The organism is Pullulanibacillus pueri (genome assembly GCF_014639255.1).
Lineage (GTDB): Bacteria > Bacillota > Bacilli > Bacillales > Sporolactobacillaceae > Pullulanibacillus > Pullulanibacillus pueri.
This window is the reverse complement of sequence record NZ_BMFV01000013.1, coordinates 1-19,727: the sequence shown is the minus strand read 5'-3', so window position 1 is coordinate 19,727 and position 19,727 is coordinate 1. Positions and strand designations below refer to the sequence as shown.

The 19,727-nt window shown below is 39.2% G+C and carries 20 protein-coding genes and 1 riboswitch; of the genes, 11 read left to right on the top strand and 9 right to left on the bottom strand.

Annotated elements, in window-relative coordinates; all coding sequences use genetic code 11:
• Nucleotides 1-15 precede the first annotated feature (15 nt).
• The 3 genes from IEV91_RS09735 to galE are packed head-to-tail and all read left to right on the top strand — an operon-like array spanning nucleotide 16 to nucleotide 3,205.
• Nucleotides 16-1,146, top strand: coding sequence for an acyltransferase family protein (locus IEV91_RS09735; protein WP_188497237.1), 1,131 nt, complete (start codon nucleotides 16-18; stop codon nucleotides 1,144-1,146).
• 21 nt (nucleotides 1,147-1,167) lie between these two features.
• Nucleotides 1,168-2,115, top strand: a complete 948-nt coding sequence (locus IEV91_RS09730) for an LCP family glycopolymer transferase (protein ID WP_188497236.1) — start codon at nucleotides 1,168-1,170, stop codon at nucleotides 2,113-2,115.
• Nucleotides 2,116-2,167: 52 nt separating this feature from the next.
• The gene (gene galE / locus IEV91_RS09725) at nucleotides 2,168-3,205 is read left to right on the top strand and encodes a UDP-glucose 4-epimerase GalE (protein WP_188497306.1); all 1,038 of its coding nucleotides are present in this window, start codon (nucleotides 2,168-2,170) and stop codon (nucleotides 3,203-3,205) included.
• A 79-nt stretch (nucleotides 3,206-3,284) separates the two neighbouring features.
• Here galE and IEV91_RS09720 read toward each other — a convergent pair whose 3' ends face one another.
• Nucleotides 3,285-3,476 carry a hypothetical protein gene (locus IEV91_RS09720; protein WP_188497235.1) on the bottom strand — a complete coding sequence of 64 codons (192 nt, stop codon included), beginning with the start codon at nucleotides 3,474-3,476 and terminating at the stop codon, nucleotides 3,285-3,287.
• 357 nt (nucleotides 3,477-3,833) lie between these two features.
• On the opposite strand from IEV91_RS09720, the gene IEV91_RS09715 reads away from it, so the two are divergent.
• Both IEV91_RS09715 and IEV91_RS09710 read left to right on the top strand, forming a co-directional pair.
• Complete coding sequence (locus IEV91_RS09715) at nucleotides 3,834-4,931, top strand: tetratricopeptide repeat protein (protein WP_188497234.1); 1,098 nt, start codon at nucleotides 3,834-3,836, stop codon at nucleotides 4,929-4,931.
• Nucleotides 4,928-5,110 carry a hypothetical protein gene (locus tag IEV91_RS09710; protein ID WP_188497233.1) on the top strand — a complete coding sequence of 61 codons (183 nt, stop codon included), beginning with the start codon at nucleotides 4,928-4,930 and terminating at the stop codon, nucleotides 5,108-5,110. The genes IEV91_RS09715 and IEV91_RS09710 overlap by 4 nt, the downstream gene beginning before the upstream one ends.
• Before the next feature lie 317 nt (nucleotides 5,111-5,427).
• Here IEV91_RS09710 and ybaK read toward each other — a convergent pair whose 3' ends face one another.
• From ybaK to IEV91_RS09695, 3 genes are all read right to left on the bottom strand, one after another.
• The gene (gene ybaK / locus IEV91_RS09705) at nucleotides 5,428-5,913 is read right to left on the bottom strand and encodes a Cys-tRNA(Pro) deacylase (RefSeq protein WP_188497232.1); all 486 of its coding nucleotides are present in this window, start codon (nucleotides 5,911-5,913) and stop codon (nucleotides 5,428-5,430) included.
• A 91-nt stretch (nucleotides 5,914-6,004) separates the two neighbouring features.
• On the bottom strand, nucleotides 6,005-6,481 hold the full coding sequence (locus IEV91_RS09700; protein WP_188497231.1) for a hypothetical protein: 477 nt from the start codon (nucleotides 6,479-6,481) through the stop codon (nucleotides 6,005-6,007).
• A 132-nt stretch (nucleotides 6,482-6,613) separates the two neighbouring features.
• The gene (locus tag IEV91_RS09695; RefSeq protein WP_188497230.1) at nucleotides 6,614-6,985 is read right to left on the bottom strand and encodes a winged helix-turn-helix transcriptional regulator; all 372 of its coding nucleotides are present in this window, start codon (nucleotides 6,983-6,985) and stop codon (nucleotides 6,614-6,616) included.
• A 184-nt stretch (nucleotides 6,986-7,169) separates the two neighbouring features.
• On the opposite strand from IEV91_RS09695, the gene IEV91_RS09690 reads away from it, so the two are divergent.
• The 4 genes from IEV91_RS09690 (at nucleotide 7,170) to IEV91_RS09675 (ending at nucleotide 10,785) form a co-directional block, all read left to right on the top strand.
• A complete protein-coding gene (locus IEV91_RS09690; RefSeq protein ID WP_188497229.1) occupies nucleotides 7,170-8,363 on the top strand; it encodes an MFS transporter in 1,194 nt (397 codons plus the stop codon).
• Nucleotides 8,364-8,460: 97 nt separating this feature from the next.
• Nucleotides 8,461-9,303, top strand: a complete 843-nt coding sequence (locus IEV91_RS09685) for an aldo/keto reductase (protein WP_188497228.1) — start codon at nucleotides 8,461-8,463, stop codon at nucleotides 9,301-9,303.
• An 83-nt stretch (nucleotides 9,304-9,386) separates the two neighbouring features.
• Nucleotides 9,387-10,265, top strand: coding sequence for a sigma-70 family RNA polymerase sigma factor (locus IEV91_RS09680; protein WP_188497305.1), 879 nt, complete (start codon nucleotides 9,387-9,389; stop codon nucleotides 10,263-10,265).
• Between the two features lie 73 nt (nucleotides 10,266-10,338).
• A complete protein-coding gene (locus IEV91_RS09675) occupies nucleotides 10,339-10,785 on the top strand; it encodes a carboxymuconolactone decarboxylase family protein (protein ID WP_188497227.1) in 447 nt (148 codons plus the stop codon).
• Between the two features lie 216 nt (nucleotides 10,786-11,001).
• Here IEV91_RS09675 and IEV91_RS09670 read toward each other — a convergent pair whose 3' ends face one another.
• Both IEV91_RS09670 and IEV91_RS09665 read right to left on the bottom strand, forming a co-directional pair.
• Nucleotides 11,002-11,838 carry a bifunctional 5,10-methylenetetrahydrofolate dehydrogenase/5,10-methenyltetrahydrofolate cyclohydrolase gene (locus IEV91_RS09670; RefSeq protein WP_188497226.1) on the bottom strand — a complete coding sequence of 279 codons (837 nt, stop codon included), beginning with the start codon at nucleotides 11,836-11,838 and terminating at the stop codon, nucleotides 11,002-11,004.
• A gap of 76 nt (nucleotides 11,839-11,914) precedes the next feature.
• Nucleotides 11,915-11,999, bottom strand: a riboswitch (ZMP/ZTP riboswitch).
• 104 nt (nucleotides 12,000-12,103) lie between these two features.
• On the bottom strand, nucleotides 12,104-13,594 hold the full coding sequence (locus IEV91_RS09665; protein ID WP_373284420.1) for an MFS transporter: 1,491 nt from the start codon (nucleotides 13,592-13,594) through the stop codon (nucleotides 12,104-12,106).
• A 298-nt stretch (nucleotides 13,595-13,892) separates the two neighbouring features.
• Between IEV91_RS09665 and IEV91_RS09660 the strand changes: the two genes are divergently transcribed.
• Together IEV91_RS09660 and IEV91_RS09655 are read left to right on the top strand one after the other, a co-directional pair.
• Nucleotides 13,893-15,089 carry an MFS transporter gene (locus IEV91_RS09660; RefSeq protein WP_188497225.1) on the top strand — a complete coding sequence of 399 codons (1,197 nt, stop codon included), beginning with the start codon at nucleotides 13,893-13,895 and terminating at the stop codon, nucleotides 15,087-15,089.
• Between the two features lie 806 nt (nucleotides 15,090-15,895).
• Nucleotides 15,896-16,090 (top strand): YjzC family protein, encoded by a 195-nt coding sequence (locus IEV91_RS09655; protein ID WP_188497224.1) that lies wholly within the window; start codon nucleotides 15,896-15,898, stop codon nucleotides 16,088-16,090.
• Nucleotides 16,091-16,249: 159 nt separating this feature from the next.
• On the opposite strand, the gene IEV91_RS09650 is transcribed toward IEV91_RS09655, so the two are convergent.
• From IEV91_RS09650 to IEV91_RS09640, 3 genes are all read right to left on the bottom strand, one after another.
• The gene (locus IEV91_RS09650; protein ID WP_188497223.1) at nucleotides 16,250-17,479 is read right to left on the bottom strand and encodes a dicarboxylate/amino acid:cation symporter; all 1,230 of its coding nucleotides are present in this window, start codon (nucleotides 17,477-17,479) and stop codon (nucleotides 16,250-16,252) included.
• 225 nt (nucleotides 17,480-17,704) lie between these two features.
• A complete protein-coding gene (locus tag IEV91_RS09645; protein ID WP_188497222.1) occupies nucleotides 17,705-18,787 on the bottom strand; it encodes a helix-turn-helix domain-containing protein in 1,083 nt (360 codons plus the stop codon).
• Nucleotides 18,788-18,923: 136 nt separating this feature from the next.
• The gene (locus IEV91_RS09640; RefSeq protein WP_188497221.1) at nucleotides 18,924-19,256 is read right to left on the bottom strand and encodes an MGMT family protein; all 333 of its coding nucleotides are present in this window, start codon (nucleotides 19,254-19,256) and stop codon (nucleotides 18,924-18,926) included.
• Nucleotides 19,257-19,727 lie beyond the last annotated feature (471 nt).

Sequence of the window (19,727 nt, the reverse complement as noted above, 5' to 3'; positions counted from 1 at the left end):
TTGGAGGTTAATACTTTGCAGAGAAATTATACTATAGACTTAATCAAATGTTTTTGTATGTATCTCGTTGTGTGGTTTCATGCAGCCCCAGCTGATGCTTATATTGGGGGAATTAATGGTATCTATTTTCATTATGTCATCCTCCTTTTTCCTAGATTTGTTGTTTCCTACTTTTTTGTGGTTTCAGGTTTTTTATTAGGTGTGAAAATTTTAAATAAGCAAGGGCAGACCCTCTATGTTAAAAGGTACTTAATGAAAATCATCAAACTATTTGTGACTTGGTATTTATTTTATTTTATTTATGACCTCATAAAGTGTATGTTACTCTCACATCTCAAAGGATTAGATGTAGGGCATGAAGTCACATCCTTTATTTATTCTCAGGCAAAATTACTTCCCATTTACTACGGATATGGGCAAACATCCTATCAGCTTTGGTATTTAACAGCTTTGATCTGGTCAATCCTTATTTTATCTTTATTTATCAAAGTGAATAAGATAGGATTACTTCTCGGCATTGGTTTTTGCTTAAATGTGATTGGGCTATTTGGGCAAACCTACTCTGGGATATTCCGTTTGCCAATCAATACTAATGATGCTTTATTTTATGGCTTGTTTTATACGACCTTGGGCTGTTTTATAGCTTATCATTATGAAGGTCTATTAAGGAGGATAGAAAAGATTAAAACATCTACCTTTGTGATCTTTTTTATTATTTTCTCTATTTTAGGTGTTGGTGAAGCGATGATAACAATTGGTCCACTTAATGGATATAGTAGTGGAAGTAATTATAATTTAAGTACACTTCCTTTAACCCTCATCTTATTCTGTGTTGCTATTAAAAATAAGCAGTACGGCAGGCAAACAATTTTCACAAAAATTGGAGCGCAAGCAGTAGGAATATATATTACGCATGTCCTATTCCTAAGTATTATGACGAACCTTTTTATTTTATTTAATATTGAATCGTTGCAATCTTATATTGCTTTTCATCTCTTTATCTCAGTGGTTATTTTCATCACTTCCTACTATTTTTATAGTCTGCTACAGGTCTTTAAAAAGGTCCTATCAGGTTATTTTTATTCTATTGTTTCATTTTTGAAGAAGCCAATAAGAGAGCGATCTTATGGTCGTAGTAAACTTTAAAAAAGGAGACAGTGTTAATCAATGAAACGTCGAAAACTTAAATTAACATTCATCATTATCGGGACCCTTTTAGGTCTTTTTTTTGTGTCGGTTGGCGGCTATGCTTATTATTTATACCATTCTGTGAAACAAACGGCTCAGGAGGTCTATAAGCCTTTAAGCAAGGATGAAGATGACGTTCTTCCACTGGATAAGAGTAGGTCAAAAGATGCAAAGAAAACGGCAGAAGAGGAAAGTCCCCCAGCTATTAATATACTCCTTCTCGGGGTTGATGAGCGTAAAGGGGATAAGGGGCGGTCCGACACAATGATTGTTGCGACCTTAAATCCAAGGAAAAAGGCCTTAACGATGACAAGCATACCAAGGGATACAAGGGTTCATATTGAGGGGCGATCAGGATTCAGTAAGATCAATGCCGCTTATGCTTACGGTGACGAGGCCTTAGCAGTTCAAACCGTTGAGGATTATCTCAATATTGATATTGCTTATTACGTGAAAATTAACATGGAAGGGTTGGATAATCTCGTTGATGCCGTTGGGGGAGTCACTGTGAATAATACTTTGGATTGGAAGGACTCAGATTTTCACTTCACAACCGGAACACTTCACTTAAATGGTAAAGAGGCGCTGGCTTATTCAAGAATGCGACATGATGATCCACAGGGTGACTTTGGGCGAAATGAACGTCAGCGGCAAGTCATTCAAGCGATTATTAATCAAGGAAAAAGCCTTATTGCAGTAAAGAATATTAATACGATTTTAAGTGCATTAGGAGATAATGTTCAGACGAATTTAAGCTTTAGTGATATGAAACTCTTGGCTACTGATTATAGGGACTGTAGACAAAAGATAAGTAATTACGAGGTACAGGGAACTCCAAAATATTTAGATGGTGTGAGCTGGGTATTGGTCTCTGACGAAGAGAGGCAGCATGTGCATGATCTCATAGAAACAGCATTTAAAGGTTAAGGATAAAAGAAAATTTCAGGCGACTAATATAGGGAGAAGGTGATCAATAATGATGACAGTTTTAGTCACCGGTGGAGCGGGATACATCGGATCGCATACCTGCGTTGAACTACTAAGGGCAGGTTACAAGGTGATAATTCTTGATAATTTTTCAAACAGTAAACAAGAAGTTTTGCACAGGGTTCAAAGCATTAGTGGAAAATCGTTTAAATGCTATCAAGTTGATTTGCTAGATTCTATGGAGATTCGTCGTGTGTTTGTTGAAAATAACATCAATGCTGTGATTCATTTTGCGGGATTAAAAGCAGTTGGAGAATCGGTAGAAAAGCCACTTGCTTATTATCATCATAATATAACCGGAACGCTCAATCTTTGTGAAGCGATGCAGACTTTTGGAGTGAGGCGTTTAGTTTTTAGCTCTTCAGCTACTGTTTATGGAAGAAACACCTGTGTGCCCTTTACCGAGGAAGCCCCTTTATCGGCGACCAATCCTTACGGGCGATCGAAACTCATGCTTGAGAATATCTTACACGATGTTTATAAAGCCCATCCACAATGGTCTATTCAAATTTTACGCTATTTTAATCCAGTGGGGGCTCATGAAAGTGGGCATATTGGCGAAGACCCGCTTGGGACTCCGAATAATCTGGTTCCTTATGTGGCTCAGGTGGCCATCGGTAGACACCCATATCTCAATATTTACGGAAATGATTATGACACTCCAGACGGTACAGGGATTCGGGATTATGTCCATGTTGTTGATTTGGCCCAAGGGCATGTAAAAGCACTGGAGAAAAGTAAGGATGATGCAGGTATAAATGCTTATAATCTTGGAACAGGGCAGGGGTATAGTGTACTTGAATTGATCTCAACTTTTGAAAGGATTTCCGGGAGACAAATTCCCTGTAAAATAGTGGAACGACGTCAGGGAGACATTGGGGAAAGTTATGCTAATGTCGCAAAAGCGCAACGTGAACTTGGATGGACGGCTCAGAAAAGCTTAGAAGATATGTGTAGAGACACATGGCGGTGGCAAACTCAAAATCCTAATGGCTATCAAGTTAAGAAAAAGGTCGCTATAAGGCATTAGTGGAAATTTTAGTTCGTTATTAAGAACAGCGGCAATTGAAAACGGGCTACTCACTATACGATGTGAGTGGCCCGTTTATTTATTTTATGAGTTTTGACTCTTTATGTTCTTTAATTTTAAGGATTATGGAAAAATTGATTAAAACGAAGCTAATGCCAACCACGATAATGAGAATAGCCAGCGGTAAGGCGACAATAAAATCACTGGTAATAAAAGAGAGGGCTAAAAGGAGCAGCGCTATGATTAAAAGCATCATTGAGTTAAGTTTCATGTTTTCCACTCCTGATCCATATAATGTCTATCCTTATTTTAGCACGGGATCAAAGCGAATTAAGATGTAAGTTGTAACAGTTAAGTGACAATCTTCGTGAATATCTAAGCACATAAACTCTTTTTTGGTGGATTTTGTTGGTTGCGTCAGAAGTCTTTTTATTTTTTAATGAGAATAGCCTCTAGATGTAATGCACATAAGAACACTTGAATTGTACTCATTTCGGACTTTCGGAAAAACAAACGAATATTCCCCTTATCACCAAGTGGAAAATAGAGAGGTTTTCCCAATTTTTTTATTGGAAATTAATGCTATAATCAGAATGTAATTATTTATCAGTAAAGTGAGGTGTGATGATTGCAAGCAGCTAATAGTGTCAGTAGGTTGACGGATTTACTCAATGAGTTTTACTTTAATGTGAAAGTTCAAAATTTAACAAGAGCAACAACACTATATAAACAACTTGAGGATTCCTATGATGAATTTGAAGCAAATCATCAACTCCAAACACAATTTAATGTCGTGTTATTTGGCTATGCTCTGTTGAATGTTGATTTTGAAAAAGCACAAGATCTGCTAGAAAAAATTGAGCCCGTTAAGCAACTTTTAGACGACCAATGGTGTTATCGCTTTTATCTTTTTAAAGGTCTTCATTCTATTATTTGTAACAGTGATTTTAATGATGCTAGAACGAGTTTTGAAGTTGCTGAACAACGCTTAGGGTCTATTGATGACGAGATCGAACGAGCTGAGTATGATTATAAAATGGCTTTTATGTATTATCATCTAGAAGATACACTTCACTCTGTTCAATATATTACAAAAGCCTTAGAAACTTTTCGAGATAAGTTAGAGTATAATAAGAAAATTGCTTCCTGTGAATTGATTCTAGGTCTTAATTCTATTGATATGAAGCAATATGAGCAAGCAGAGGAACAGTTTTATAGAGTGCTAGATTATGCCAATCAGATTGGTGATAATTCATTAAAATCTAATGCTTTACACAATTTGGGATTACTCTATGCCAGTCAAAATAAAGCAAGTGCAGCAGTCCACTGGCTTGTTAAAAGTTTATCTGCAAGGAAAGAAGTACATTATATAACAGCTTATCTACTGTCAAGAGAAAATTACAAGTTAGGAAATAAGGAAGACGCATCAGAATGGTTGCAAAAAGGAATAGAGTCGTGTAATAATTATGGTAATAATGAGTACTTAGTAAGATTTAAATTATTGGAAGCATATTACGAAAATTATGGCACTAGTAATTTCAAAACAGTCTATGAAGAAGGAATTGCATACTTCCATAAAGAAAAGTTATGGAGGTACGTTGATGAATATAGTGAACAATTGGCGAGTTATTACAGACAACAAGAATTATATAAAGAAGCTGCAGAATATTATGCTTTAGCTTCAAATGCAAGAAATAAAATATGCCAATCGGAGGGATTAAATTGAAAAAAATTAAAACAACATTAGTAGTGCTAGGTCTAGGTTTATTGGCTGTGCTTATCTTCTCTTTCTCACAAAACTTTGCCCCACAACAAAAAAACGCTGAAAGAGAAGGATTAGTTACTGGCGTATCTGCTTGGGCACTTGATTTTAATCAAGTTTTCGATTCCTCACAAAATCGCTAATTATAATGGAAAGTCTTTGAAAATTGTAAAACGAATTTAAGCCAACTTGCTCACTAATTCATAAACGTTCTATTAGTTTGTACTTTTGAAAGCTTCAAATCCTTATGGAGGGTTTTGGAGCTTTTTTATTTTCGACTTTAGGGGTTTGTCAGTTTGATAGATATGAATGAGGTGTTCGCTTAATGTATACGCTTTGTTAAGACTTCTGATGTTCGCTCGCTATGTGTGCCATCATTGAACATCGAAAGGAATAGGAAGGGGTCGCCTCTCATTATACTTGGAGGCGCTATCGCGTTTGTGGCTTTGTGTGAGAGACGTTAATCTCTTACAAGTGGCTTTAGAGAGGCTTGCGTTATAGAAATGAGACTGTCTAAAGAGAGTTCAATTTGAACACCGATTTTACCACCACTAACCACTATAGAATTAAGGGTATTCGCTTGTTCATCGATAAAGGTTGGGTAGTTTTTTTTCATACCGACGGGCGAACAGCCACCGCGAATATAACCTGTCCATTTTTGTAGGTCTTTGACAGGAAGAAGATCAATTTTTTTCTCTCCCGCTGCTTGTGCAGCTTTTTTTAAGTCCAATGCGTCTTTAACAGGAATAACATAGACGTAGATGGCTTTGGAAACCCCTTGGGTGACTAAGGTTTTATAGACTTTATTTGGATCAATGCCTACTTTTTGAGCCACAGAAACACCATCAATTTTTCCATCATGGACTTCATAGCTATAGCTATCATACGGTAGCCTTTTCTCCTTTAATAAGCGCATGGCATTGGTTTTTCCTTTGAATTTCCCCATTTTGGTAGCCCTCCGGTTTTCGTTTTCAAAGACTTTTATTGACTTAAAACTAGAAAACCCTTCAAAGTTGAAGGGCGTGTTGATTTGGGTATTATTTGGTGAAGGGACGGAAGCCTTCTTCTAATAAATAATCTACAGCTTCGTCATAGGTGCCAAACATATTGTCAAGGTTTTCCCCAGCATAGACATTCCAGACGTCTTCATCCTCTTGGACAAGGGTTAATGTATGCCCTTCACGGTTCTTCCATGTTTCATTGACTTCCTCCTCAGGCGTTTGTTCGCCTGCTGGCTTTTCCGTCATAAAGTGGATGGATTTTTCAATAATTGTCCGCAGCGCTTTTTCTGAGTAATCACGAATGTTCACATAGCCTTTTTCATCCGTATCATAAAATCTGAGGTGTGCGCCATAAACGTAACCATTTCCATTAGGATGCAGGTGGTAGACAACATTTTTCTTATCTAAAATACTCTCATCGTAACTGAAATTGACTCGCCCTAATGAAACATCCTTTCTTTTTAATTGCGGAAAGGATTCAATAATTCTAAGTTTCTCTTCAAACGTTAGCATATGGCCTCCAAAGTGTGTTTAGTTTTTGATGTGTTTGCATGTGTAGACCTATCAAAGATAAATGAAGGAAGCATTTACCTCGTCTTATTGCCTCATTATAGCATAAGGGATAAGGAATAAGACATGCTGAAATCAATCGAGTTGTTCATTTAATACACTTTTCTCTAAGACAGAATACTTGTCACCATAAACTTTGTCGAGGTGTTTTTCTCCCCAGGCGCATAGGGCGTCTAAAATGCCTTTCAATCCCCAACCGTAATCACTGAGTTCATATTCCACTTTTGGCGGCACTTGGTTATAAACAATGCGATTAATGATGCCATCTTCTTCTAATTCTCTTAATTGTTGCGTGAGCATTTTTTGGGTGATTTGTGGGATTAAGCGTCTTAATTCACTTGTACGTTTTTTTCCATGGGTTAGGTGACAAAGAATCACACATTTCCATTTCCCTCCGATAACTTCCAAGGTTGCTTCGACTGAGATATTATATTTCTTTGCTTGCATAATCTTCTCTCCTATTCTATAGGAACTTTAAAGTGCCTATATCACCTTAAGGTATCTAGAGTACTTTAAAGTGCGTACTTTTCATTATGATCTCCAAGTCTCATAATAACATTTGTTGGCCGAAGAATCTCGTTTTTTTGAGTGGTTCAAATAAATATGTCAGCTATACAAGGAGGAAAATGCATTGAGTTTAGATAAAAAAAGAAGTACTTTGGCATTGCTTGCGTTAGCCGTCAGTGCTTTTGCGATAGGAACAACTGAATTTATCAGTGTCGGTCTCTTACCTCTTATATCAAGTGATTTAAATATTCCTGTGACGACAGCGGGATTAACGGTTTCGCTGTATGCATTAGGTGTCACTTTTGGTGCACCGATTATCACTTCATTAACCTCGAGTATGTCACGGAAGTCTTTATTAATATGGATCATGATTGTCTTTATTATTGGCAATGGTCTAGCCGCAAGTGCAACAAGTATCGGTCTGTTATTGGTGGCCCGTGTCATCTCAGCTTTCTCTCACGGTGTTTTTATGTCCATTGGCTCAACGATTGCTGCTGATCTCGTTCCAGAAAATCGAAGAGCCAGTGCAATCTCAATCATGTTTACAGGACTCACCATTGCAACGGTGACGGGTGTTCCAATTGGCACGTTTATTGGGCAACAGTTTGGTTGGCGATTGGCTTTTCTCGTCATTGTCGCTGTAGGTATTGTGGCATTAATCGCGAATAGCTTTTTGGTGCCTGGCGATTTAAGAAAAGGGGCTCGGACATCGCTACGTGACCAAGTGAAACTGGTGACGAATGGTCGGTTGTTACTATTATTCATTATTACCGCGTTAGGATATGGCGGTACTTTCGTTGTTTTCACTTACTTGTCCCCGTTGTTACAAACGGTGACAGGGATCAAAGCAGGAACTGTAGCGATTATTTTGCTCATTTATGGTGTGGCGATTGCTGTAGGAAATACCATTGGTGGGAAATTAGCCAACCACAAACCGCTGGTTGCCTTATTTTATATGTTTAGTGTCCAAGCTATTGTTTTGTTTGTTTTAACCTTTACTGCGCCTTTTAAAGTCGCAGGAATTATTACCATCTTATTTATGGGGCTTTTTGCGTTTATGAATGTCCCGGGCTTGCAAGTCTATGTTGTTATGTTAGCAGAGCGCTTTGTCCCTAGTGCTGTCGATGTCGCATCCGCGGTCAATATTGCTGCTTTTAATGCTGGGATTGCGATTGGATCCTATTTAGGTGGGCTGATTACTGATTCGATGGGTCTGATTCATACAGCATGGATTGGCGCCATTATGGTTGCGATTGCGGTTGTGTTAACCGGATGGAGTCGCGCTTTAGAACGAAAGGATCGGAAAGCCAACGCTTAGAGCAAGTAAAACTATTCCTTGAAAGGAGGTGAGGCAAGTCTTAGCGCTAGAGAAATGAAAGAATGTAGCTCAAAATGAATTTTTGGAGGAACTTTTAATGGTAAAAAGTTTACAGAATAGAACGCAATTAAATAATGGAGTAAAAATGCCTTGGTTCGGTATTGGTGTTTTTAAAGTTGAAGAAGGTCCGGATCTTATCCAAGCCGTTAAAGCTGCTATCAAACATGGCTACCGGAATATTGATACAGCTGCGATTTATGGGAATGAAGAGGGTGTCGGACAAGCGATTCGTGAAGCTATTCAAGAAACAGGCATTTCCCGTGAAGCGTTATTTGTAACATCTAAAGTGTGGAATGATGATTTAGGTTATGAAGCTACACTCGCGGCTTATGAAACCAGCCTACAAAAACTTGGCCTGGATTACTTAGACCTTTATCTTATTCATTGGCCAGTTGAAGGGAAATTTAAAGACGCTTGGCGTGCATTAGAAACTCTGTATAAAGAGGAGAAAGTCAAGGCTATTGGTGTGAGTAACTTCCAGATTCATCACCTTGAAGACCTTATGAAAGATGCAGAAATTAAACCCGTGCTCAATCAAGTGGAATATCATCCTCGTTTGACACAAAAAGAGCTGCAAGCCTTCTGTGTGAAAAACGGTATTCAGCTTGGTGCTTGGTCACCTTTAATGCAAGGGCAGCTGTTGGATAACCCTGAGTTGAAAGAGTTAGCGGGAAAATACAATAAGTCCGTTGCACAAATCATATTACGTTGGGATCTACAAAATGGCGTTGTAACCATTCCAAAATCAATCAAAGAGCATCGTATCATTGAAAATGCTGCAGTCTTTGATTTCGAGTTAGCGAAAGAAGATATGGAACGCATTGATGGCTTAAACCAAAACAAGCGGGTCGGTCCAGATCCTGATCATTTTGATTTTTAATGATTTAGAGAAAAAGTGATAGCATTTAAACATTACTAAAAAAGCCTAATTCCTAGTATAATCACAATTATAGATGATTGTAGATAAAGGGGAGGAGAGCTATTTATTTTGAACAAGCGTATCGAGACTACTATTCTCTACTTTTTTCCATAGCGTATCGCTTTTTAGGGACAGTAAGTGAAGCAGAGGATATTGTCCATGATGTCTTTGTGTCATTAGAATCAACCGACTGGAGTAAAGTGAAGCATCCTCAGGCTTTTTTAAGTAAAGCTGTGAGCAATAGGTGTATCAACGTGATGAAATCAGCTGCCAAAAAGAAAGAAGTCTATGTTGGTACGTGGTTACCTGAACCTTTTTATAAGGCGGAGAATGAACCTTTAGACCATATAAAAAGGCAAGAGGAGATGTCGTATGCTTATTTAGTCATGCTTGAAGTTTTATCCCCATTGGAGCGTGTTGTCTATGTCCTAAGAGAGTCCTATAGTTTTTCTTATAAGGATCTCTCTGAAACCATTGGGAAAACAGAGGCCAACTGTCGGCAACTCTATAGCCGTGCTCATCGGAAAATAGGACGGACTCATATATCCGAAGCTAAGAACACTGTGCAGCCTATTGTCGCTGAACAGTTTATTCAGGCTTTAAAGCAGGGGAATATATCTGAACTTGTAAAATTGGTGACTGAGGATACAGTCATTCAAACCGATGGTGGTGGAAAAACAAGGGCAGCAACACGATCGATTTCAGGAATTCAACGGATTTTTGCCTTTTTTAAGGGAATTTGGTCAAAGGGGAGTTTTGGAGATGAGCAGGTGCCCATCAAAGTGAACGATGAAGTCGCAATGATGGTGGTTGAAAATGCGGCCCCAAAAGCAATCTGGCTTTTTGACGTCAATCCCGACACACGGACAGTCATGCATATTTATGGTGTCCTTAATCCTGATAAACTACCAAAAATAATTTAGCTTTGGTGTCACAAAAAGATCCTTTTAGTTGTCTTAATGAGTGAAAGACAATTAAAAGGAGGCATATGATGATATGGACACACGATTTCAAATGCATCAAATCAATCCCGAAAGCTACAAAGTCATGGCAGAGCTTGAACGTTATGTAAGTGGGACGGGACAATCCCCTCAATTAAGAGAGCTTATTAAAATTAGAGCTTCACAGCTCAATGGCTGTGCTTTTTGTATTGACATGCATACAAAAGATGCACGAAAGCAAGGGGAAACGGAACAACGGATATATGGACTGAATGCTTGGAGAGAAGCGCCTTTTTATACACCTGAAGAGCGTGCAGTTTTAGCTTTTACTGAAGCGGTGACTCTGATTTCTGAACATCAAGTTCCGGATGATGTTTACTCAGAGATGCAGCGCTATTTTGATGACAAGGAAATAAGTGAAATGCTTATGCAAATCATCGCGATCAATGCTTGGAATCGGATCGGCATTACGACAAAACTTATGCCACCAGTGGATGATTAATCCTTTATAGTGAAAGATGAAACCGGAGGAAGGGCTTGTAAAAGCATCCCCTCCGGTTTTTTTAAGAACAAGAAAGTAGTACAAAGTTTTGATTATCATGACGGTGTGGACTCCCGCTTCAGAACGCTCGCTTTCCTCATGCCCTCACGATGTGGGTAGGGTCGGCTTGGCCATAAGAGATCGGAAAAAAAATTATCTAAGCCAAGTTTTTCGTATCTATTCGGTCAGAGCAGCAGCTTCGACTGTATGCTTGAGTAGCATTGAAATGGTAACGGGACCCACCCCACCTGGTACAGGGGTAATGGCACTGGCATTTTCGAGGCAGGCTTCGTAATCAATATCACCTATATTGCCTTTGTTGTAGCCGGCATCTAGAATTACGGCTCCCTTTTTAATCCAATCCCCTTGGATGAATTTAGGTTTACCCACGGCAGCGATCACAATATCGGCTTGTTTGACGATCTCAGGTAAATTGGTAGTATGGGAATGGCAGGTTGTGACGGTGGCATTCCTATTCAATAGTAGAGCAGAGACGGGTTTGCCTAAAATGGGGCTTCGCCCGACAACAACCGCGTGTTTTCCATCGACTGGGATGTCATAGTCGTCAATAATTTTCATAATGGCAGCAGGTGTACATGAAGGATATTTGCCAAAACCCAAGGCTGTTTGTCCATAACCTGCGCTAGTCACACCATCAACATCCTTTTCAATCGCAATGGATTCAAAAGCTGCTCGTTCATCAATATGTGAAGGAACAGGATGTTGCAGAAGAATCCCGTGAACAGAACTATCGTGATTGAGGTTTTCAATGGTCTCTATAAGGGTCTCTGTTGTCGTTTCTTTGGGTAGGTGAAGGCGGATGGACTTAATGCCCACCTTTTCGCAGGCATTTCCCTTCATTTTGACATAGGTTTCTGAGGAGGGATCATCACCAACCAGAATCGTCGCCAGACAAGGAATAATTCCTTTTGCTTTTAAGTCAGTGACTTTTTCCTTTAAGCTTTCTCTCACTTTTTTTGATACCTGTTTTCCATCTAAAATGATTTGTTCCATCTTAAATAGCCACCTCTTTCGTTTTTCCTCGCGCTTTGCAGTGGGAAAATAAAAGAGATAAGGAGCTCATTCTCCTTATCTCTGCCCAGACGACCCGACGTTATGTCCATGCAGCTCCCCTGTGGTTGGTTCCACAAATGTCGTCAGTTACTGCATCCGCTTCTTATTGATTTGATCATATCATAGAGACAAACGATGATCAATTGGATTCAGCAATTTTCTAAAAAAGGCGTTCCTGTACGTCTTAAAGTTCCTGCCTACTTGCTTAATCATATTGTTCATTAATCTTGTTATCAATTCTTTTTTTCTCTTCGGTCCACCATAAGGCTTCTTCAGGATCCTCTAATATTTCTTTGATTTCTTGTTTTTCTTCAACCGCTGGAGCTGAGCCTCTAAGCGGTTTACCCGATGGATCTTTCACTAAAAAGGTTACGACCCCAATGCCAATCAGTGAGGAAAGAATGAGATAATAAGCAGGGATAAAATTACTCGACGTTAAACTGATGAACCAAGCAATGACCAGTGGGGCGGTTCCTCCAAATATGGAAGCAGATATATTATAGGTAATGGCTAAAGCCCCATATCTAACATCGGTAAAAAATAACGAAGGCAGCAAGGATGGCATCGTTCCCTGAAACGAGGCTAAAAAGACGGCTAAAATCATCAAGCCGAAAAAGACAAGCCAGTTGTTGCCACTGCCGATCATTAAGAAGGAGGGGAAGGATAAGAGAATTAATCCGATTAATCCCCCTTGAATAATTCTTTTAGACCCAATGCGGTCGCCAAAATAACCCATGATTAAGACAATCGGAATCATAATGAACATTACAATTAAAATAAGAAGTAGCCCTTTGGTTTCGCCATAATTAAGTACAGCGTTTAAATGGGAGGGCATATAGGACAATACGGTATAATCAACAATATTATAGAAGAAGACTAAAATCATACCAACCAGTAACGGTTTACGGTGGTAAACTAAAATATCTTTCATAGAGACATGGCGATTTTCATTCTCCTTCTCTTTTTCCATGGCTTCGAAGGCTGGGGATTCCTCCAAATTATTTCGTAAATAAAGGCCAATAAGTCCAATAGGAGCTGCAATTAAAAAGGGAATGCGCCAACCCCAGCTTAACATGGAGTCTGATCCTAGAATAAAGGTGAGTAAGGTGACGATTCCTGATCCAAAAATATAACCGACTAATGTTCCCACTTCTAAGCCACTTGACATAATACCGCGTTTTTTGTCCGGTGTGGACTCAGCAATAAATGTCATTGCGCCTGAGTATTCGCCACCTGTTGAAAAGCCTTGGATCAAGCGGGCAACGAGCAACAAAATAGGTGCAGTGATACCGATCGAATGGTAACTAGGGATCAATCCGATACAAAGTGTTGCAAAGGCCATCATGACCAATGTAATCGCTAAAATCTTTTTCCGTCCCAATCGATCGCCTAACATCCCGAAAAACATGCCTCCAATAGGGCGGACAAGGAAGGCGATGGCAAACGTCGCAAAACTAAAGACGAGTTGCGTGGGGCCAGTAAATTCTGGGAAAAAGATTTTACCGATTGTCGCGGCAAGGTAAGAATAAATGCCAAAGTCAAACCATTCCATAGCATTCCCCATCCCTGTTGCCACGACAGCTTTTTTAGCGACTTTGGTGTCCACAATGGTGATATCTTCTTTTTGAAGAAGAGCCGCTTTTTTCTTTCGTGAAAATCGTGAATGTTTCTTTTCTTTTTGCTCTTTATCCAACACGCTTTCCTCCTTGTTTTTTCTTAGTTTGTTCAGGGGTCATTTTCTTAATACCCTATTTAAAGTTGAAAAAAACATTGAGTAAGAAAAGATTTTACTGTCTTTTAAAAATTTTCGCTGATTATTTCGCTTTTTATGGTATCATACGATTATCAAATTTGAGGAGGATTTATTATGCAAAAAATTCTATCTGTTATCCGTAAAGAGGCGGGAGTGACAGATCTTTTAGTTTAGGAAAAGTTCATTCCTGCTTCTTTATGCCTATAGATGGCTCAAGAAAATAGAGGCAGGAGGAAATAGTGTGAAGAAGAAAACACTCGCAGCACATAATATCCGTATTTTATTTTTATACAATCTTTTGGGAACCATTAGCTTTATACAGCCCGTGTTAACCTTGTTTTACCTTTCAAGAGGTTTGGATGAGACCGACATTATTTGGATGCTAATGTTTTGGAGTGGTTTTGTTTTAATTGGTGAGGTGCCATCAGGAATATTTGCCGATCGCTTTGGTGCGAAGCGGTCCTTTATCACTGGGGGCTTGATTCATTTTATAAGTATTCTCGTGTTAGTTTTTGCTCATAACCCTTGGCAATTTTTTTTAAGTAGTGCTCTAAGTGGATTGGCAGCAACTTTTTTTTCGGGGGCTGATGAAGCTTTAATTTATGACTCCTTAAAAGAATCTCACGAGGAAAATAAGATGGACCACGCCATGGGGAGAATCAACGCCGCGGAATTCATAACGATGATGATCGCGGTGATTCTTGGTGCTTTCTTAGCCCATGATTTGACTGAAGCTCAATTTTTAGTATTACTGTATTTGGGACTTGGCTTTCAAGCCATTGGGATTGTGATCCTCTTTTTTGTGAAAAAGCCGATTCATAGTATGAGCTATCGAGATAATCCCTTTAAGCAGGTTCGTGAAGGGGTAAGAGTGATTCGGAGAACCCCCCAACTTCTTATCATGTTCTTAAATGTTACCATTGTCTTTATTCCAGCAGGCGCTGTGTTCGGGAATTTTGATCAGCCCTTTTTACAGGGAGCAGGACTTCCGGTCTCTTGGATAGGGATTATTTATGCCTTGGCTGCAGGGATTGGCTTTTTTGCTTCTTATTTCATTGGCTGGTTCACTAGGCGATTATCGAGAGTATTTTTAATGCATGTGACTGGATTTCTTGCTGTTGGTGGATTGCTCCTTGCTAGCTTTTTCGGAGAGCGTTTAACAGTAGCGTTGTTCTCGTTTTTTATTTTGCGTTTCGTCCGTGCTATTCGCTATCCGATCTACTCTCAACTCAGTAATGATTGGATACCGTCTACCGTTCGTGCCACGACGATTTCGCTTTTATCGATTATAGACTCTGCAGCTGATTTGATTATCTTCAGTACAATCGCGAGTATCGCTGCTTTTGGTTTACCAAGAATCTTTTTGATTTGTGCGGTCATTGCTTTAATCGGAACATTATTCCCTATTCGCAAGGGAGATAAAGTAAACCTTCATTAAACCACTTTTTATGTTTTTTCATTATAGTGAAGGTAAGCCCCTGTGGTATTTTTTTAGAAAAAGGCCTTTTCTTAGAAGCGTGTTGCACTTATTCAAGTACAAGAATGTTCGCAGTTGAAGGGAATGGCGACGTCAATTCGATCGGCTTTGACAGCTCATACCTTATTATATTTAGTGTTTAACAACCGCTTCGGCAGAATACTTCGCTTTCCGTGGGCACGGCCACAGCTAACTTTGGAGTCAGTTTTTGGTGCTCCAAAGTGGATCTTCGGACGCGTGCTGTTCCCACTGGAGTCTCGCGCCTTACGCTCCAATTCACTTGATAGCTGCGATGCTTTTTGTTAGTTAACTGCCTCTTTTGTGCACGCGCAGCTTTTGTGAGTTTCCCTCTTGTTTCGTGCGCCTTTTGTGAGTTAATGCTGTTTTTAGTGCGCGCTGTAACCGCTTTTGTGAGTCAGAGTCTTCTTAAGTGCGAGCACGGCATCCTTTTGTGAGTTTCCCTCTTGATTCGTGCGTCATTTGTGAGTTGTGGCTGCCTTTTTTGTGAGTCCAACGCTTCTTATGTGCAGGCGCAGTTGCTCTTTTGTTAGTTTCTTCTTCGATATGTGCGCCTTTTGTGAGTGGGGCAGTTCTTTTGTTAGTCAGCTACTTCTTTTGTGTGAGCGCGGCTACACCTATCTGTTACGTCGCAATCTATATCAATAGCGGAAAATGATATGAATTGATTAGAACTGGCATTAAAACTTCCTTTCATGAAACGCTTTGCTTTCGGAAATCCTAATAGGGAAACGAAAGGAGGGTGAGGAATGGGAGGACAACACGATAATAAATTGTTTCACCCAGGGGAACAAGTGCCTAACTCAGGGGATTATAGAGAAATTGGTGAAAAAGGGACAACCATCGAAACACCGACTACTGTGCATTTAAAGGCAGGCCAAAAATTTCCGACTGCTGCCAACCAAGATCGTGTATGGATGAGAGTGCCCCAACCAAGACGATAATAATGATGCAAGTGGGGAAGGTCTTTCTTCCTCCACTGCTTTTAGAGGCTTGAAATTTTAACGACGGCTTTTGACAGCAACAATATATTCGAGATAGAAACTTAATGACTAGAAAACGCTAATATCCTGGTGAAGAGGATACTAGCGTTTTTTTTAGCACTAGTACGTAGAATCAGGGTTTAAACGTTCTGTTTTATTAATAATTGCAGTACCAACCAAGTCACCTGTTACATTTAAAGCGGTGCAGCCCATGCCAACAAGAGCATCGATAGCTGTTAACAGTCCAACCGTTTCCATTGGGAGTCCAACTTGAGCGAAAACTGTAGCAATCATAATAATCCCTGCTCCGGGAACACCAGCGGTCCCGATGGAAGCGAGGGTACCGACAAGGACTATTTCTAACATATCGGTAAAAGTGAGGTTCATACCGACTATATTAGCTGCAAAGACAGCAGATACAGCGATCCGAATCGCAGCCCCGTCCATATTGATGGTGGAACCCAGTGGTAAGCTAAATCCATAAAGACTTTTTGACAAGCCTAAATTTTTTGCTGCATTGAGGGTAAGCGGAAGGGTCCCAGAACTACTTTGAGTAATAAATGCAGTAATCATCGGGGTCCGCACTTGAGCGAAAAAGCGGCCGGGATGTACTTTTGCCATTAGCATGAACAGAATGTATATCCCTACTTGAACAATAAGCGCAAGATAGAGTACAGTAATCATTTTTCCAAGTGAGAGCAAAGTATGTGTCCCTTGTTCGCCCACTGTTTTTGCAGTGATCGCTAGGATGCCAATCGGTACATACTGTAGAACACCTTTCATAATGGTGAGAGTCGCTTCGTTTAACCCATCTACAACTTTATAGACATGTTCACCTAATTCATGATGTTCTTTTGAATTTCTCAAGTAGGAAATCGCTACTCCAAAGACAAGCGCTGTAAAAATTATTCCTAATAAATTCATGTCGCTAAATGCTGTTATAATGTTTGTCGGAATGATATTTAAAATGACACTAAGAACTCCTGGATTATCAGGGACCTGGAATTTTTCATTGTGGTTAAAAGTCATGCCACTTCCTGGATGTAACACACTAGCGACGACGAGGCCGACAACAATAGCAAAGGCTGAAGTTAAAATATAATAGACAAAGATTTTACCCCCCATACGCCCTAAATGACTTAATGTTGTCTGATTTATCCCAACGATTAAGGTCAATAAAATAAGGGGGACGATTAAAAAACTGAGTACATGCATTAAAAGGTCGCCAAAAATTGATAAAGCACTTGCATCTTCACCAAGGATAAGTCCAATAATAATGCCAAGAATTAGAGCGATTGTAATTTTAAGTATCAACGAAGCCCGCAAGTATCCTTTCCAAATGATCTTCACATTTTTCCTCCTAACTTTTAATTCTCAGTATACATATCGGAATTAATGAATTAAAATTTACAGGACATCACTCTTTGAGTCAAAAGATATGATTAAACACTGCGGTAGATAAGTTAAGGAGGGTTTTTGTGATGATAAAAGAGGAAGATGGAGATTGAGTGGACTTTTGGTTAGACTCAAAATAAACCGGATACTCTTAAGTAACCGGTTTAAATGTATCGATGGTCATTTTTGTTGAGAAAGGCTGTTGACTAATTGGCTTAATAGTTGTTTATCAATAAAGGGAGCTATTTCAGCGATAAAGTCAGGTGTTAAATCTTGTTGTGACATGAAAGGGATCAGAGCAGTTAATTTCCCTCGACTTACAAATGGGGCTAGCTCCAGCACTTGCTCTGGACGAAGAGAGGTTTCTGAAAAATTTTCTAATAAGGCATCAAGGTTTTCCCGACCGATAAACGGGGCCAACCCCATGATATCGACCCATTTCAGTTCTTTTAGGTTGAAGTTTTCGAACCATCGGCTAAGCTCCTGTCTAAGGAATGGAGCAAGGGAAATGATAGTGTGGACCTCAGGTGGTTCACTCATTGTTTCCTCGATCAGTTCAGCCAGTGTATTTGACTGGACAAACGGAGCAATATTTTCAATATCAGACCATTGTAAACGCTCTGATGTCACTCTCTTAATAAAACCATCAAGATGCTTTCTTAGAAAGGGTGCAAGTTGGGAAAGATGATGAAAATCAAGCGTTTCTTCTTTAATGTTCTCTAAGAGTGTGACAATGCGCTCCGGAGAAATAAACGGGGCTAAATCTATGATGGCTTCTAGTCCAACGTCTTCGGTTTCTAAAGAGTGAACAAGGGTATTGAGGGTCTCGCGCTCAAGGAAAGGGGCTAAATCAATCAAATGCTGCACAGAAAAACTTGTTCGATGAATCCCACCTGCCACTTCTTGTAAAGCGCTTGTTTTGGTTATTGGAGCAATTTCAATAAGACCTTCTACATCAGCTTCTCCATTATTAATCATTGCCGATGCCGCCTGTGGTTGTTTTGTCGCTACTTTTTCAATAAGCGCATCGACTCCTTGATACAGTTTATGGCTTTTCCTACCGCTTAATAGGGTATCTACTGTCGTATTGAATTGTTTAGCGATTTCTAAAAGCGTACCAATATCGGGGAGAGATTCACCGCGTTCCCATTTCGATACTGCTTGGTGACTAACATTTAAACGCTCAGCCAGCTCCACCTGTGTTAAATCCGCTTTTTTTCTTAAATCTGAAATATAAGATCCGGTTACTCTTGCATCAAGCATGGTTAAATTCCTCCTTAATATTTTACAGAGGCCACTGTTTAAAATGATCATAGCATAGGTATGTTGTTGTGACGATCAACGGTAGGTTGCAAAAGTTAATGAACCATTCTACCATCAGTAGAATAGTGAAGATAGCTTATAAAGTGTTGCTATTACAAGATGATTCAGGATGATATTGATATTTTGAAAGCTCTAATGTGTCATCATCTTTAAAAAGAATTCCTTCGTTTTCAAGAGTGATTTTTTGGATGAAGCGATGTTCATCCTCTTTTATAGCTATTTTACCTTTAACATTAATGACTCTGTGCCATGGAAGATTGTGCTTTTTACTAGAGGAATGAAGTATGCGAACCACCTGTCGTGCGCCCCTAGGACTTCCAGCCAACCGAGCAATTTGGCCATAAGTCATCACTTGGCCTTTAGGGATATTCTTTATGATTTCTATTACTCTAAGCGTAAAATCCTCCATTTTCTCACGTCTTTCGTTGATTTATTTGTACTGCTGATCTAATTGTCGAAACGCAAGATGAAAAGTCCAACTTTGTTTTTCTATATATATATGGTAGTTATTTATTCTCTTTTGTGTCAAAGCTTTTTTATAGAAAGGGAATATTCATTGAAAGTTTTCGACATTACCACTAATAACCAATTGACGTTATTTGATAGAGATGATATGATATTAAACATCGCTTTAAAAACTACAACTTAATGAACATCACGATATTATAACGATACGAAAAAAAGTGTTGTTTTTATATTGCGAATGTGTTACTATATTTAAGTCGCTTCAAACGGATGCGATATTGAGTAAAAAAGTTATTGACAACACGTTGATAACTTGATATAATATAAAAGTTGCTGTTAAAACAACTCAGAGAAAAATTGTTCCTTTAAAACTGAACAAAAGCCAAGCGCAAAAAGAGAAATCTTTTAAATGACG

What these genes read in the sequence shown, in the direction of transcription:
- IEV91_RS09730 (WP_188497236.1), top strand. Translation starts at nt 1,168, where the DNA reads ATGAAACGTCGAAAACTTAAATTAACATTCATCATTATCGGGACCCTT.
- galE (WP_188497306.1), top strand. Translation starts at nt 2,168, where the DNA reads ATGACAGTTTTAGTCACCGGTGGAGCGGGATACATCGGATCGCATACC.
- IEV91_RS09720 (WP_188497235.1), bottom strand. Translation starts at nt 3,476, where the DNA reads ATGAAACTTAACTCAATGATGCTTTTAATCATAGCGCTGCTCCTTTTA.
- ybaK (WP_188497232.1), bottom strand. Translation starts at nt 5,913, where the DNA reads ATGGGGAAATTCAAAGGAAAAACCAATGCCATGCGCTTATTAAAGGAG.
- IEV91_RS09700 (WP_188497231.1), bottom strand. Translation starts at nt 6,481, where the DNA reads ATGCTAACGTTTGAAGAGAAACTTAGAATTATTGAATCCTTTCCGCAA.
- IEV91_RS09695 (WP_188497230.1), bottom strand. Translation starts at nt 6,985, where the DNA reads ATGCAAGCAAAGAAATATAATATCTCAGTCGAAGCAACCTTGGAAGTT.
- IEV91_RS09685 (WP_188497228.1), top strand. Translation starts at nt 8,461, where the DNA reads ATGGTAAAAAGTTTACAGAATAGAACGCAATTAAATAATGGAGTAAAA.
- IEV91_RS09675 (WP_188497227.1), top strand. Translation starts at nt 10,339, where the DNA reads ATGGACACACGATTTCAAATGCATCAAATCAATCCCGAAAGCTACAAA.
- IEV91_RS09670 (WP_188497226.1), bottom strand. Translation starts at nt 11,838, where the DNA reads ATGGAACAAATCATTTTAGATGGAAAACAGGTATCAAAAAAAGTGAGA.
- IEV91_RS09655 (WP_188497224.1), top strand. Translation starts at nt 15,896, where the DNA reads ATGGGAGGACAACACGATAATAAATTGTTTCACCCAGGGGAACAAGTG.
- IEV91_RS09645 (WP_188497222.1), bottom strand. Translation starts at nt 18,787, where the DNA reads ATGCTTGATGCAAGAGTAACCGGATCTTATATTTCAGATTTAAGAAAA.
- IEV91_RS09640 (WP_188497221.1), bottom strand. Translation starts at nt 19,256, where the DNA reads ATGGAGGATTTTACGCTTAGAGTAATAGAAATCATAAAGAATATCCCT.